Raw genomic sequence first — 13,260 nt, 5'->3', positions numbered from 1 at the left:
GCAGCTGATAACCACAACCACGATCAAATCCATCCGGAAGGGCATTAACCGTGATCGACATCGACGCCAGCACCGCTCCTTACATCCCGACGCCTGAAGAAATCGAAGCTCAGTGCCGCCGAATTCGTGCCTCATGGTCGGAAGAAGAGAAACTTCGCCGTGCCAGCACGACTCGACCCGGGAAGTTCTGTAAGCGAGTCTTCCGCTGTCATCTGCCTGCACAGGAGATGGAAGCCGTGGCGTAACGCCCGCTTCACTAAAGGAAAACCGCCCTCTGCCGATTGAGGGGTGATGCTCGAAGCCGAACCAGAGCATCATCGGCAAGGGCGGTTTTTCCATGCGCGGTTCACAGACCCATCGGTCTCCCACGCGGCCCCGGAACATGAGCTACACTTAGGCTCAACGACCCAATCCGGAGAGCTTGCGATGAACTGTATAAACTGTGGCGCACCGCTTCATTTCGACGTGCGGAAAACGGGCGGACTCTGCCCGCACTGCAATACCCGCAATTCGCTGCGAAGCGACTTCCCGGCCGAAGGGCTCGAAGTCCTGGATCTGCCGACCGAGTCGCTCTGCTCGCGCTGCGAACACCCCATGGACGCGGCTCTGCTGAACGGGCGACCCGCTCAATATTGCGGGCAGTGCCACGGAATTCTGATCGCCGATGAGGACTTTGCCGGCGTCGTCTGGGAACGCCGCGCCAGCTATGGGGGTTCAGACGCGATCCCGGCTCCCATTGATCCCCGCGAACTCAGCGAACGCGCGTTCTGCCCGGACTGTTCCGCTCCGATGGATTGCCATCCCTACTATGGCCCCGGCAACGCCGTCATCGACGCCTGCACACGCTGCGGCTGGATCTGGCTCGACAACGGAGAGCTCGAAGCGATCGAATCAGCTCCCGGCCGACGCGGCCGCTGAACGATTTCCGATCACAGTCTGAACGAAACAACGCCGACATTCCTCCTCGGGAACATCGGCGTTGAATTTTTTCGGTCGTATCGATTGCGAGAGGGGGGACTCGAACCCCCACGCCGTAAAGACACTGGATCCTAAATCCAGCGCGTCTGCCAATTCCGCCACTCTCGCTGGGTCGCAAGGCGTAAGATATCACACGCCTTCCGGCAGAACAAATGTCGCCGGAAGGACATTCTGTCCCGGATTCTGGTTCACACGCCCGGTTCCGGCTGGGTGGTTGAGCCGGGATCCGAGCCCCGCTGAAGGTCGATCTGCTGCTTGAGCAAATCTCTGATATCACCAAGCAGCTGCTGTTCCGGGTTCGGGGCCGGCGGAACCGATTCAGGCTCTTCCCGCATCATTTCGAGCAAGTGGTTGACCGGCTTGACGATCACGAAGAACACGACGGTCGCGGTAATCAGAAACCCGATCACCGCATTAAGGACAATCCCGACGTCGAAGATCCCGACCTTCAGCGAAACATCGGGGTCGCCGCCCGCCAGGCTGATGAGCGGTTTCATGATGCCATCGGTAAAGGCCGTGACAATGCGGCTGAAAGCCGCCCCAATGATCACCCCGGTCGCCAGGTCGACCACATTGCCTTTCAGAATGAACTTCTTGAATTCGTTCAGCACTTCACGGTCCCCCTCACAGCGGTGACTCACCAGCATCGATTCGAAGCCTCTGTCGACCGGGGACGAACGAGATGCCATCCCCCACACGCCGACCAGTCCGTTCTATCACGATTCAGGCGGGATGCGACCGGAATTCTCGCACGAAATCGATCTGGTCAACGTTGCAGACGTTCCCGGAAGGCTTTCAGCAGCTTGCTTTGGAACCGGTAAGGATTCCAAACCGCCACCACGGTTCGCATCGGCTTCTTGCCCGTAAAGGAGCGGTAGACGCGGCGGTCGCTCTGGTCACGCTCCCTCGCCATCGCGGGAACCATCGATACGCCATGCGACAGCGAAACCAGTTCCTGGACCATCGCCAGTTGACTCGTCCGCTCGACGGCGACCGGCTGGAAGGAGCGGTTCCGGCAGAAGGAGACGATATTGTCGGAAAGACAGTGCGCTTCATCGAGCAGGACGAACGGATAAGGTTCCACATCATTCACCCGAATCTTCTCTTTCGCGACCAGCGGATGCTCAGGAGGAAGGACGAGCAGAAGTTCTTCCTCGAAGAGGACCTCCACTTCGAGGTATCGTGCCGGCAGCGGCAGCGCAAGAATGGCCAGATCGATCTCACCCTGTGTGCAGCTCTTGAGCAGATTGTCGGTCGTGTTTTCCTGCACAATCAGTGTTGCCTTCGGGAACTCGTTCGCGAACTTCCGCAGGAAATCGGGCAGAAAATAGGGAGCGATTGTCGGAATGGCGCCCACCCGCACGCGGCCGCTCTGGCCATCGTCGGTGATTTCGGCTTTCGTGTCTTCAAGAATGGCCAGCACCTGCTGGACCCGGGCCTGCAGCAGCGTCCCGGCATCCGTCAGCGAGACCGAACGCGTTTTTCGCTCGAACACCGGCTGCCCCAGTTCATCCTCCAGCTTCTGAATCGACCGACTCAGCGCGGGCTGCGAAATCCCCAGATCTTCCGCCGCTCGAGTGAAGTTCTGCCGTTCCGCAACGCGGAGAAAGTAGCGCAGCTGATCCAGTTCCATCAGTGACCTTGATGATTAATAACTTGAATGCATGGTCGGAAGTCGCGAAATGCATTGGAAGTGTCTGATGTAAAGGGCGATACTGCAACCGTGCAGTTGGGACTGCCAACTTCAAATCTACAATCTGAAACCGACTCGGTGTGCCTTTCCCTACCACCACAATCAGGAGACATTCATGGCAATTCGTACTTTCGCCGCCTGCGCGAGTCTCGCGGCGCTCGTCACATGTGCGAGCTACGCGGAAACCGGCAGCGGTAAATCCGCAAAGACCGAACAGGAAGGCGGCAGCAGTGCTGCTCAGTGTCCTGTCATCGGCGACGTCCGACCGGCATCGGCTCGCCACACCGCGGCTGGCTCCATGTCCAACAGTGACTGGTGGCCCAATCAGCTGAACCTGAGCATTCTTCACCAGAACTCGGTGAAGGGAAATCCCCTGGGCGAAGATTTTGACTACGCCGAAGAGTTCAAAAAGCTCGACGTCGAAGCCGTCAAGAAAGATCTGCGCGAGTTGATGACCGACTCGCAGGACTGGTGGCCGGCTGACTACGGTCACTATGGTCCGCTGTTCATTCGCATGGCCTGGCACAGCGCCGGAACCTACCGCGTGAGCGATGGTCGCGGAGGAGCCGGTTACGGCACGCAGCGGTTCGCACCGCTCAACAGCTGGCCTGACAACGCCAACCTCGACAAAGCCCGGCGGCTGCTCTGGCCCATCAAGCAGAAGTATGGCAACAAAATTTCCTGGGCCGACCTGATGGTCCTGACCGGAAACGTGGCTCTGGCATCGATGGGCTTCGAAACCTTCGGCTTCGCCGGCGGACGTGAAGATGTCTGGGAACCGCAGGAAGATATCTACTGGGGTCCGGAATCGACCTGGCTGGGCGACAAACGCTACAGCGGCGAACGTGACCTCGAAGATCCGCTGGCCGCCGTGCAGATGGGACTCATCTATGTCAATCCGGAAGGTCCCAACGGCAAACCGGACCCTCTGGCTGCTGCTCACGATATCCGTCAAACCTTCGGACGGATGGCGATGAACGATGAAGAAACCGTCGCCCTGATCGCTGGCGGACATACGTTCGGAAAAGCTCACGGAGCCGCCTCGGCTGACAATGTCGGCGCGGAACCGGAAGCAGCCGGGATTGAAGAGCAGGGACTCGGCTGGAAGAACAAACACGGCTCGGGCAACGCCGGGGATACCATTACCAGTGGTCTCGAAGGCGCCTGGTCCAGCACGCCGACGCAGTGGTCCAACGGTTATTTCGACAATCTGTTTGGTTACGAATGGGAGTTGACCACGAGCCCGGCGGGCGCCCATCAGTGGGTTCCCAAAGATGGAGCCGGGACCGACCTCGTGCCTGACGCCTTCGATTCGTCGAAAACACATGCTCCAATCATGTTCACGACGGACCTGGCACTGAAGCTGGATCCGGCTTACGGCAAGATCTCGAAACGATTCCACGACAATCCGGAACAGTTCAGGGAAGCCTTCGCCAAAGCCTGGTACAAGCTAACTCACCGGGATATGGGACCTTACTCCCGTCTGGTGGGACAGAATGTGCCTGAACCTCAGATCTGGCAGGACCCGGTTCCGGAAGTCGAACATGAACTGATCAGTCAGGACGATGCCGCCGCTCTGAAAGAGAAGCTGCTCGATTCCGGTCTGTCGGTCTCTGATCTGGTCTCCACGGCCTGGGCTTCGGCCTCGACCTTCCGCGGCAGCGACAAGCGAGGCGGCGCCAACGGGGCCCGTATTCGCCTGGCTCCGCAGAAAGACTGGGAAGTGAACCAGCCGGAGAAGCTGGCCAGGGTCATTGAGAAGCTGGAACAGATCCAGAAAGAGTTCAACAGCGCACAGTCTGGTGGTAAGCAGGTTTCACTTGCGGACCTCATCGTGCTCGGCGGGAACGCCGGCGTCGAAGCCGCCGCGAAGAAAGCAGGCTACGACATTCAGGTTCCATTCTCTCCCGGCCGTGGCGATGCGACCGCTGAGATGACCGATGTCGAGGCCATGGCCGTCCTGGAACCAAAGGCTGACGGATTCCGTAACTACGTCGACAAGGAGATCGACCGGCCGGCGGAAGAACTGCTCGTCGACAAGGCGCAGCTGTTGACTCTGTCCGCTCCGGAGATGACTGCACTCGTCGGCGGCATGCGAGTTCTGGACACCACCTGGGGCAGCGGACCATTCGCCGAACTCGGCGTCTTCACCGACAACCCGGGGGCGTTGACCAACGACTTCTTCGTGAACCTGCTCGACATGAGCACCGAATGGCAGAAGTCGCCGATGTGCGATCACTTCTTCGAAGGCCGCGATCGCGAATCGGGTGACGTCAAATGGACCGCCAGCCGTGTGGACCTTGTCTTCGGTTCCAACTCGCAACTGCGAGCCATCGCCGAAGTCTACGCCAGTGACCATGCCGAAGAGAAGTTCGTCAACGACTTCGTCGCCGCCTGGACCAAGGTCATGAACCTGGACCGTTTCGATCTCGAACGGGACGTCCGCGCCGGCCACAAAGAACTGGTGCTCGGCCAGAAGTAAAGAACGTCGAATTACTCTCCGCTCCAGCGGGCAGTGAACGGCAACAAAAGAAACCCTCGGCTCGAGAGTAATCTCGGCCGAGGGTTTCCTGGTTCTTCAGAACCGTCAAAAGTTCGGTAGACGGCGATGGCGTATCGGGTGCTCCGAGAGACAGCCATGGTCGGGCATGTTAACCTTTTCCGTGAGGCCTTAAAGAATTCGTTTCAAGCAGTTGATCTGTGAGCTCTCCATGGAAATATTCCTCATTGAGAAATCGAACGACTTCCTTTAGCTGGCGTTTGTGAGATGGAAGTGCAATTTTATCTTTCCCGTTAGGGCGTCGAACAGGAATTACAATATCGAATTTAGCTGCCTTATTAGCAGCCGCGCGGGGACGGACGACTGTCAATATCTCGCGATTAACAATCGAAGCAATGCGCCGTCTGAGAAAATCATCATTTTCGATAACCCGGAAAATCTTTTGCATCGAGTCGTCGTCCTCGTACGCGAACAAGTCATCGCGAACGAACGAAGCTACTTCCTCTGGTGTTGCTTTGGGCTCAAATTCAGCAAGATCGAAGAACCGCCGAACAATAGAAAACGATCGGAAGAAGAGATGCCCATTTTGCCAGATAGCGGCAAGCTCATGAGCCAGGCTTATTCCATCGCCGGAAATACGGCTGAATACGTTCCCCTTCCAAAGCAGGGAGAACCGGCGATCCAGTAGTTGCGGCGATCGAAACTGTTGGAAAAGCAATCGATGGACCGTGCGATCACGGGCGTCTGAGCCAAAAAAAGTCACAATCCGCGGGAAAGAGGCGTTTCCCATCTCGAATTCGTCGGCTTGATGTGGTTTCAGAACAGCTTCTTTGTAGCGGGAAGATAGATCGAAATCTTTAATAACGTAAACTTGCCCACGTTCCAGTCGATAGTTCTCTTTGGGATTGAATTCGACAGTTTCTGTGTCATCGGTAAGAAACATATCAGCTTGGTTCGCAAACATTTCAGAAAGCTCGCTTTGCACACCTGCCTCGAGCGACACCTTCTCCAGGTGCGGTTCCTCCGTATTGGAAGAAATACCTGCAAAAAAAGTCAATTCGGGCAAAGGGGCTTGCATGCTCAATCCTCAATGTGGAGAAATGTGTACTCAAAGAGTTTCGTCACCCGCAGTTCCTGGCAAGGCTTTTTGATCGGAGTGCTACTAATCAACAGATAAGGGAAATGGTCGTCGTCTTCCACCTCATAAAAATGGTATCCTAGCATCCCAAGCAGAGGATTGAAGTCGAACGCATTGCTGTGGTACACGGCAATACTGACGAGGGCTAGAATGAACAAAGTTGGGACGTTGATCTCTCTGAAGAGATATTCATGGTCACTGAGCACGGGAAGAAGATAAGCGACCAAAAACGTTATGACCTCTTTGTCGGAGTTCTTGGCCTTGCAAACTCGGAGCGACATTTTCTCGCCCGACTTTTTTGCGACGTGCATTACGCAGATCGCGATCAGAAACAGCGAAGCAGCGATTACGAAGAGGAGGAATGGAAGACTTGCCCACCCCTGAAACCCATCGCGGAACAACTGGTCCACTCCCATAACCACTAGAACCGGAGCCATTGCTGTTCCGACCAATAGAAGTTTGATAGATTTTCTGAGCATCGGCCTACTCCCCAAGTCAGTCGGCGAAATGAATTGCGTTCTCAAAGGGAGAACTTGTGTTGCGCGTTCCCGTCTGTGAACTAGGGGCGGCCGAGCAAGTCCTCGGCGCGGCAGAAAAAAGTACTTACTCAATCTACCTAGACAGTTAATGCGCTGCAATCGTTCCTCGCTTAGGTGATCCACTGTCAAAAGCTCGAGTTGTTTGGCAGATCCAGAGCCGCCATTTGACGGACCAATTGACTTTCGCCGGCTGCCGAATACGGGCACCAACTGACGGCGCCCCGGCGGGCCGTGAACTGTCTAACGAAAGAAACCCTCGGCTCGAGAGCGATCTTGAGCCGAGGGTTTTCTGGTTCAGGCTTTCTACGCGAGTGCGTTACTTCTGATACTTGATCTGCAGTTTGTCGATCTTTCCGTTGAATCGAAACGGCTTCCGATCGAAGTAGGCTTCAGAGACCGGCGAGTAACTGTCCATGCCGACGTCGAAAGAGTCGTTGGCCGTGAACGCCAGGACCGCAGTCCGAGGCACGGTGCCGTGAGCGACTTCTTTTCCGTTCACCCGCAAAGCGACGTCTGCTGCCCCCCGGGGCTCGGAGATTCGGGTTTCGACTTCAATGGTCGTCTTGCCTGTCGGAAGCGGCTCTTTCGACTCCAGTCGTGTCCGTTCAATCTCGAACAGGTTGTACTCGTAGTGAAGTTTGCCCTTGTCGACCCAGAGTGCGACGCCTCCGGAAAACGCACCCAGAGCGTAGAGAACTCCCGACGAATCCTTCTCCAGATCGAGATGCACGGTCACCAGATTACTGCGAGCTCCGACTTTGGGGCCGGCAAACTCGGGCACGCCGACGACATCCTGCGTGTAGTTGAAGGTGGTCGCCGGATTCGAAGGAGCCGACTGGGGACTCCAGATGACCGACCAGAGGCCTCCGCCAACCGGGTACACCAGATTAGCCTTCGCTTCCTGAGCAAAAATCGTCTTCAGCTCATCCAGCTTGTCCGGGTGCTGTTTCGAAAGATCAATGGCCTGGGAGTAGTCGCCATTGATGTTGTAGAGCTCCCAGCGATCGTTGTCCGGACTCCAGTTCTGAATCCCCGCGGGCAAGCCGGGGACCCACGGAATACGAGGTCCCCACGCCGATGCGAACCAGCCATCGGGAGTGTAGACCCCTCGATCGGCCATGCACTCGAAGTATTGTGCCTGCTTGCGTCCCGGAGCTTCGGCTTTGTCGAAGGTATAGACCATGCTGATTCCATCCATGGCCTGCTGGGTGACGCCGTCGACTTCCTGCGGGGGAGTGATGCCGATCACCTCGTAGACAGTTGGCGCGATATCGTTAACGTGGTGGAACTGCGTCCGCGGCTTCTTATCGGGCGTAATCGACTTCGGCCAGGAGATGGCCAGCGGAGTGCGTGTGCCTCCGAAATGGCTGGCCGTCAGTTTCGTTCCCTGATGCGGAGTCGATCCGGCCCAGGCCCAGCCGGCGTGGTACATATTGTCGGTCTTGTTGCTGCCGAGGACATCGAGTCCACCGAGTTCATCCAGCGCTCGAATATGATCTTCGACTTTCGTCGCGATTCCATTCTGGGCGAGAAGCTCACTGATTGTCCCATGCTGACCTTCCGAACTCGACCCGTTGTCACTCCAGACATAGAAGATCAGGGTATTCTCGCGGAGCCCCAGCTGTTCAAGCTCGTCGACCAGACGCCCGGCATGGGTGTCGGCATGCTCTGTGAAACCGGCAAAGATTTCCATGAGCCGCAATTGGAATGCTCGCTGGTCTTCGGGAATGTCGTCCCAGCCGGCCAGCGTTTCCGGACGTTGGGTCAATTGAGTTTCCTTCGGAATCCAGCCGCATTCCTTCTGCCTGGCGAACATCTCTTTACGCAGCTCATCCCACCCGGCGTCGAAGCGTCCTTTGTACTTGTCGGCCCACTCCTTGAAGATGTGATGCGGACCATGAGAGGCTCCTGGAGCCCAGTAGACAAAGAACGGCTGCTCGGGGGCGATTGCGTTTTGTCGCCGAATCCACGAGATCGCCTCATCGGCGATATCGACCGTGAAGTGATAGTTCTCTGTTTCCGGCGTCTCGATTCGCGTCGTGTTTCGGACGATGGCCGGCTCCCATTGCGACGACTCGCCGGCAAGGAAACCGTAGAAGTAATCGAAACCGACGAGACGCCCGGTCGGCCAGCGATCGTACGGTCCCTGTGTGGTTGTTTGCTCGGCTGGAGTATTGTGCCATTTGCCGAATGCAGCCGTATTGTAACCGTAATATCCCAGCACCTTGGCAATTGAGGCCGTCGTGGCCGGCCAGTTTCCGGTATAGCCGTCCCAGTCGTTGGCCAGTTCGGCAATCTGCCCGAACCCGACGCGATGATGATTTCGTCCGGTCAACAGTGAAGCTCGCGTCGGCGAACACATCGCTGCGTTGTGAAAGCGGTTGTAAGTAATCCCCTCGTCTGCAATTCGAGAGAGCGTCGGAGTATGGATCGGACCCCCGAATGGTTCCGGCAACGCCGGCCCAACATCGTCGAGCATAATGATCACGATATTCGGTGCATCAGAGGGCAGGTGATGGACTGGTTTCACCGGTTTGTACGTCGATTCGGCGATTGTGGGACCAGCCGTACTTGGCGAGGATGGTGGCGGAAAAGGAAGGCTTTCCTGGGCCGACACGTTCCTGGTGAATAAAACTGTCGCCAGAATGGCTAGACCATACTTGAAGATCGAGAGTTGCATTGTTCCCTTCCCGAACAAAGACCAATGGTCTCTGTTTCAAAGCCCGGCTGACTAAAGAAGATGGTTTTCCGAACGGATATCCTGAGATGTGAAAGCGGGCTGTTGAGCATACCGAGCTTAACACTAGACAACCAAGCATGGGGATCAAATGTTCTTGAAAAACTCATCATTGCTTTGCGGTCACCCGTAAAGTGGCCGCCATCTTCCGAATCACTGCGCCGGCAGGGAAAGCATCGATCCTGAATCGGAGAAGAGCCCCATGACCTGTGGTCGCGGGGCTCTTTGAGTGCGGGCGGCTGACGGAGAGATTACAGCTCGCCAAGAATCAGGCCGTCATCGCGAATGCACAGCCGCTGCAGCGTCACTTCGGACATGTTTTCCGACAGGAACCGGACGCTTCCGTCTCCCAGCAGTCCCTGCACTCCCCCGGCGTGGTTGGAAGAGAGAGGATTGTTCTGCGTGTAGGAGTAGAGGTAGCCTTCCGTGGACGAGGTCATTGCGTCGGAGTTGATTGGATATCGGACCGAAATCTGATTCGCGATCCAGCCGGACAGTTCTTTGGGGCCGATCCACATGCCGCCCGAGAACGATCCGACACGATTGTCGTATTCATTCCCGACGGCTCCGCGAACGCCCAGAACGTCCCGCGTCGGCCGGCTGTTTTCGCTGACCATCAGCGTGTTACTTGTGCCATCCCGCAGATCCCGCATTCGAGTCTTGCTTCGGGCGTAGATCGTTCCGTTGCTGGCGTAGTGCCCGTAGGAGCCTGCCGTGTAGAGGTCGGCCTGCGTATTCGGATTCCGAGTGTGGCCTGCGATGGCGGCGTACTCAGCAACCTGAAGCGGTACGTTCGAGGAACCGAACGAGCCAACCTGGCCTGAAGGCACGGCTCCATCTTTCACGGCTGGCATCGGCGAGCTGGGACACGTGATGTACGAGAGACGAACTTGCGCATGCAAATCGATATCTTCCGCCGTACAGCCGCATCCGGACTGGTACATGAACGAGCTGTGCTCGCCGAACGTCAGGCCGTCGTAAACAGCGGACTGTTCCATGTACGGAAGAATGTAGACGTGCCACGAGGCACCGCGGCGATAGTAGCCGTTGGCCGGAAAAACCGAGAACGTGTCGTGGTAGTTATGGAGCGCCAGCCCCATCTGCTTGAGGTTGTTCTTGCACTGTGAACGCCGCGCTGCTTCCCGTGCCTGCTGCACGGCTGGAAGCAACAGGGCAACCAGGATAGCGATGATCGCGATCACGACCAGAAGTTCGATCAGGGTAAACGCGGTGCGACGGGGGGATGACCCAATCTGCATGGTGGCACTTCCTTTAACGCCTTTCGGCGCAGCTAAAAATTGAGAAACATATCCAGCGGGATCGACCTGAAGCCTCAGGCAGACTACTTGCTCTTCAACGCGAAGTCGTAGTGCTCTGTGTTCTCACTGACTTGAGCCGTGAGGGTCGACCTGGCGTTGTATTGCGCGGGCAGGATCTGCTCGGTCAGCGTGTTCCCTTCTTCGTCCTGTTTTCCCGGAAGCTCTCGCACGGCCGTGATCATGACTCGGTGTTCTCCGGGCAGGGCTCCTTCGCGATCCGAATCGAATAAGAGTTCGAATCGTCCCGTCTCATCGGTTCGACCGGCGGAGCTTCTTCCCTCACCATTCTGCGGCTGAAACTGGATGATCGCCTCCGCGAGCGGTTGACCGTTCAAGGTCACCGTCCCGGCCACCGGGAGCGTCTGGATTCCGTCGTCGGAGCCTCCGCCGCAACCGGAAGTCGACGAGAGGAGAAGGAACAGCATCATCGAAAACCGGGCAGCGCAAACGCAGCCGGGGCGCACTTTGAGCAATCGCATGGGTCGGAAACACTTGCAGGCAGGAAGGTCTTGGGTGGGGCGCTTTGAGGATGGTCTCGGTGGAGACTCGGCGAAACTTCATGGCAAGTCCGATGCCGACAACTCGCCTTTCAGAAAACAGACGACCCACTTTATTCCGGAAGTTGGCGTAATTCCTCGATTCCACTGGAGTTCCGGATGTTGCTCGAATGCGGCCGCTGAAAGGATTCGGCGAGCCGTTCAGCCGGAGATGCACATCGTGTCGTCAAACCTGCTGCTGCGGTAAGCTGGCGCCGTCTCAAGGCGCAGCAGCGGATCAGGCGAACCGGCGACTCCCGATCGTGTCCTTTGAGTTTCCTGGAACGGTCGAGGCAACTCCGATCACCGGGCAAGTCCCCCGGGGTCCTCCGTTTCAGTCCCGGCTGCGACCGAGTATAATCGTCCGTTCCGAAAACGAAGTTTCACTGTCTCTTCTGATTCATTGCCGATGTGATCGGCCGAGTGTGGAAATTGCGATGAGTTCGACCAGTTCCAAATCGAGTGCGGATGTCGTTTCACTGTTTGATCAGTACGTCATCCCCAATTACGGCCGCTATCCCATCTGCCTCACCCACGGTGGAGGCTCTTATGTCTGGGATGCCGAGGGGAACCGCTACCTCGACCTGTTTCCCGGCTGGGGCTGCAATATCCTGGGATACTGTCCGCCGAAAGTTGTGGAAGCGGTCCGCGAGCAGGTTGGCCAGCTGATTCACGTCCCGAATACGTGGTTCACGGAAGCTCAGGGAGAGTTCGCCAAAGAGATCTGCAGCCGCAGTTTCGGCAAGGCTTTCTTCTGCAACAGCGGAGCCGAGGCGGTCGAAGGGGCCATCAAGCTGGCCCGACTGCACACGCCGGAAGAGAAGTACAAGATCATCACTTTTCAGAATGGCTTCCATGGCCGTACGATGGCCGCAGTCACGGCGACCGCTCAGCCGAAGTATCATCAGGGGCTCGGCCCGCTGGTCGCTGGTTTCCAGTACGCTCCACACAATGATCTGGATGCGGTCCGCGAACTGATCGACGACGAAACCTGCGGCATCATGATCGAGCCGGTTCAGGGCGAAGGGGGCGTCAATACCCCCGCCGACGGTTTCCTGCAGGGGCTTCGCGATCTGGCCGATGAACACGGTCTGGTGCTGATCTTCGACGAGGTTCAGACCGGTATGGGTCGTCTCGGCACCTGGTTCGGACATCAGAAATACGGCGTTCAGCCTGACATTATGACCCTGGCCAAGGGGGTCGCCGGCGGTGTCGCCTGTGGCGCGTTTGTCTGTCGAGATGAACTTGCCCCCTCCCTGCGACCCGGTATGCACGCCAGTACATTCGGAGGAAACCCGCTGGCCATGGCCGCCGGCATCGCGACTGTGAAGACCATCGAAGAGGACAATCTGCTGGAACATGCTCAGCAGATGTCGGATCGCTTCCGGTCCCATTTCGAGCCTTTGCTGGACGAACTGCCGATTCTTCGCGAGCTGCGGATCGCCGGAATGATGGTCGGTCTCGACCTGACCGTGCCGGGCGCTCCGCTGGTTCGCCGTTGTATGGAGAAGGGGATGCTGATCAACGTGACACACGATACGGTCGTTCGTTTGTTGCCGGCTCTGAATATCACGTCGGAAGACGTCGATCAGGGAGCCGAACTGCTGATCAACGAGTTGCGAACCCTGTCCGCGGAATCGTAGAGAAGTCTTGCGGCCAACGGGCCCCTCTGCTCATAATAGCTCTTTGCGATTTCGAGCGGCGTTCGCCGATGATTCGAGGCGAGCCCTTCTTTTACGCAAAATACCCCATGCCTCAGGCCGGCCCGTGAGCCGGCCTGTCTGCATTTTCGTTTCTTGTCTGGATGTCGTTTGACGAGT

At 57.3% G+C, this 13,260-nt stretch carries 11 protein-coding genes and 1 tRNA gene; 4 read left to right on the top strand and 8 right to left on the bottom strand.

Features of this window, described 5'->3' with window-relative positions:
* The first annotated feature begins 50 nt into the window (after nt 1-50).
* Both L1A08_RS17975 and L1A08_RS17970 read left to right on the top strand, forming a co-directional pair.
* On the top strand, nt 51-245 hold the full coding sequence (locus L1A08_RS17975) for a hypothetical protein (protein WP_238757907.1): 195 nt from the start codon (nt 51-53) through the stop codon (nt 243-245).
* Nucleotides 246-426: 181 nt separating this feature from the next.
* Entirely contained in the window at nt 427-918 is a 492-nt protein-coding gene (locus tag L1A08_RS17970) for a zf-TFIIB domain-containing protein (RefSeq protein ID WP_238757906.1), read from the top strand.
* Between the two features lie 85 nt (nt 919-1,003).
* On the opposite strand, the gene L1A08_RS17965 is transcribed toward L1A08_RS17970, so the two are convergent.
* From L1A08_RS17965 to L1A08_RS17955, 3 genes are all read right to left on the bottom strand, one after another.
* Nucleotides 1,004-1,086 (bottom strand) — tRNA-Leu (locus L1A08_RS17965).
* A gap of 80 nt (nt 1,087-1,166) precedes the next feature.
* On the bottom strand, nt 1,167-1,667 hold the full coding sequence (gene mscL / locus L1A08_RS17960; RefSeq protein WP_238757905.1) for a large conductance mechanosensitive channel protein MscL: 501 nt from the start codon (nt 1,665-1,667) through the stop codon (nt 1,167-1,169).
* Between the two features lie 77 nt (nt 1,668-1,744).
* Nucleotides 1,745-2,611, bottom strand: a complete 867-nt coding sequence (locus tag L1A08_RS17955) for a LysR family transcriptional regulator (protein ID WP_238757904.1) — start codon at nt 2,609-2,611, stop codon at nt 1,745-1,747.
* 175 nt (nt 2,612-2,786) lie between these two features.
* On the opposite strand from L1A08_RS17955, the gene katG reads away from it, so the two are divergent.
* Complete coding sequence (katG, locus tag L1A08_RS17950; RefSeq protein WP_315860603.1) at nt 2,787-5,153, top strand: catalase/peroxidase HPI; 2,367 nt, start codon at nt 2,787-2,789, stop codon at nt 5,151-5,153.
* A 169-nt stretch (nt 5,154-5,322) separates the two neighbouring features.
* Here katG and L1A08_RS17945 read toward each other — a convergent pair whose 3' ends face one another.
* The 5 genes from L1A08_RS17945 to L1A08_RS17925 form a co-directional block, all read right to left on the bottom strand.
* Nucleotides 5,323-6,249, bottom strand: a complete 927-nt coding sequence (locus L1A08_RS17945) for a hypothetical protein (protein ID WP_238757903.1) — start codon at nt 6,247-6,249, stop codon at nt 5,323-5,325.
* Between the two features lie 2 nt (nt 6,250-6,251).
* A complete protein-coding gene (locus L1A08_RS17940; RefSeq protein ID WP_238757902.1) occupies nt 6,252-6,788 on the bottom strand; it encodes a hypothetical protein in 537 nt (178 codons plus the stop codon).
* A gap of 376 nt (nt 6,789-7,164) precedes the next feature.
* Nucleotides 7,165-9,528, bottom strand: a complete 2,364-nt coding sequence (locus L1A08_RS17935) for an arylsulfatase (RefSeq protein ID WP_238757901.1) — start codon at nt 9,526-9,528, stop codon at nt 7,165-7,167.
* 308 nt (nt 9,529-9,836) lie between these two features.
* Nucleotides 9,837-10,844, bottom strand: coding sequence for a DUF1559 family PulG-like putative transporter (locus L1A08_RS17930; protein ID WP_238757900.1), 1,008 nt, complete (start codon nt 10,842-10,844; stop codon nt 9,837-9,839).
* Nucleotides 10,845-10,927: 83 nt separating this feature from the next.
* A complete protein-coding gene (locus L1A08_RS17925; protein ID WP_238757899.1) occupies nt 10,928-11,329 on the bottom strand; it encodes a hypothetical protein in 402 nt (133 codons plus the stop codon).
* A gap of 548 nt (nt 11,330-11,877) precedes the next feature.
* On the opposite strand from L1A08_RS17925, the gene L1A08_RS17920 reads away from it, so the two are divergent.
* Nucleotides 11,878-13,083, top strand: a complete 1,206-nt coding sequence (locus tag L1A08_RS17920; protein WP_238757898.1) for an aspartate aminotransferase family protein — start codon at nt 11,878-11,880, stop codon at nt 13,081-13,083.
* Nucleotides 13,084-13,260: the final 177 nt, after the last annotated feature.

Source organism: Rubinisphaera margarita (assembly GCF_022267515.1).
GTDB classification, from domain to species: Bacteria; Planctomycetota; Planctomycetia; order Planctomycetales; family Planctomycetaceae; genus Rubinisphaera; species Rubinisphaera margarita.
The sequence above is the reverse complement of the archived record's forward strand: the minus strand, read 5'-3'. Positions and strand labels throughout refer to the sequence as shown.

What these genes read in the sequence shown, in the direction of transcription:
- L1A08_RS17970 (WP_238757906.1), top strand. Translation starts at nt 427, where the DNA reads ATGAACTGTATAAACTGTGGCGCACCGCTTCATTTCGACGTGCGGAAA.
- mscL (WP_238757905.1), bottom strand. Translation starts at nt 1,667, where the DNA reads ATGGCATCTCGTTCGTCCCCGGTCGACAGAGGCTTCGAATCGATGCTG.
- L1A08_RS17955 (WP_238757904.1), bottom strand. Translation starts at nt 2,611, where the DNA reads ATGGAACTGGATCAGCTGCGCTACTTTCTCCGCGTTGCGGAACGGCAG.
- katG (WP_315860603.1), top strand. Translation starts at nt 2,787, where the DNA reads ATGGCAATTCGTACTTTCGCCGCCTGCGCGAGTCTCGCGGCGCTCGTC.
- L1A08_RS17945 (WP_238757903.1), bottom strand. Translation starts at nt 6,249, where the DNA reads ATGCAAGCCCCTTTGCCCGAATTGACTTTTTTTGCAGGTATTTCTTCC.
- L1A08_RS17940 (WP_238757902.1), bottom strand. Translation starts at nt 6,788, where the DNA reads ATGCTCAGAAAATCTATCAAACTTCTATTGGTCGGAACAGCAATGGCT.
- L1A08_RS17935 (WP_238757901.1), bottom strand. Translation starts at nt 9,528, where the DNA reads ATGCAACTCTCGATCTTCAAGTATGGTCTAGCCATTCTGGCGACAGTT.
- L1A08_RS17930 (WP_238757900.1), bottom strand. Translation starts at nt 10,844, where the DNA reads ATGCAGATTGGGTCATCCCCCCGTCGCACCGCGTTTACCCTGATCGAA.
- L1A08_RS17925 (WP_238757899.1), bottom strand. Translation starts at nt 11,329, where the DNA reads ATGCTGTTCCTTCTCCTCTCGTCGACTTCCGGTTGCGGCGGAGGCTCC.
- L1A08_RS17920 (WP_238757898.1), top strand. Translation starts at nt 11,878, where the DNA reads ATGAGTTCGACCAGTTCCAAATCGAGTGCGGATGTCGTTTCACTGTTT.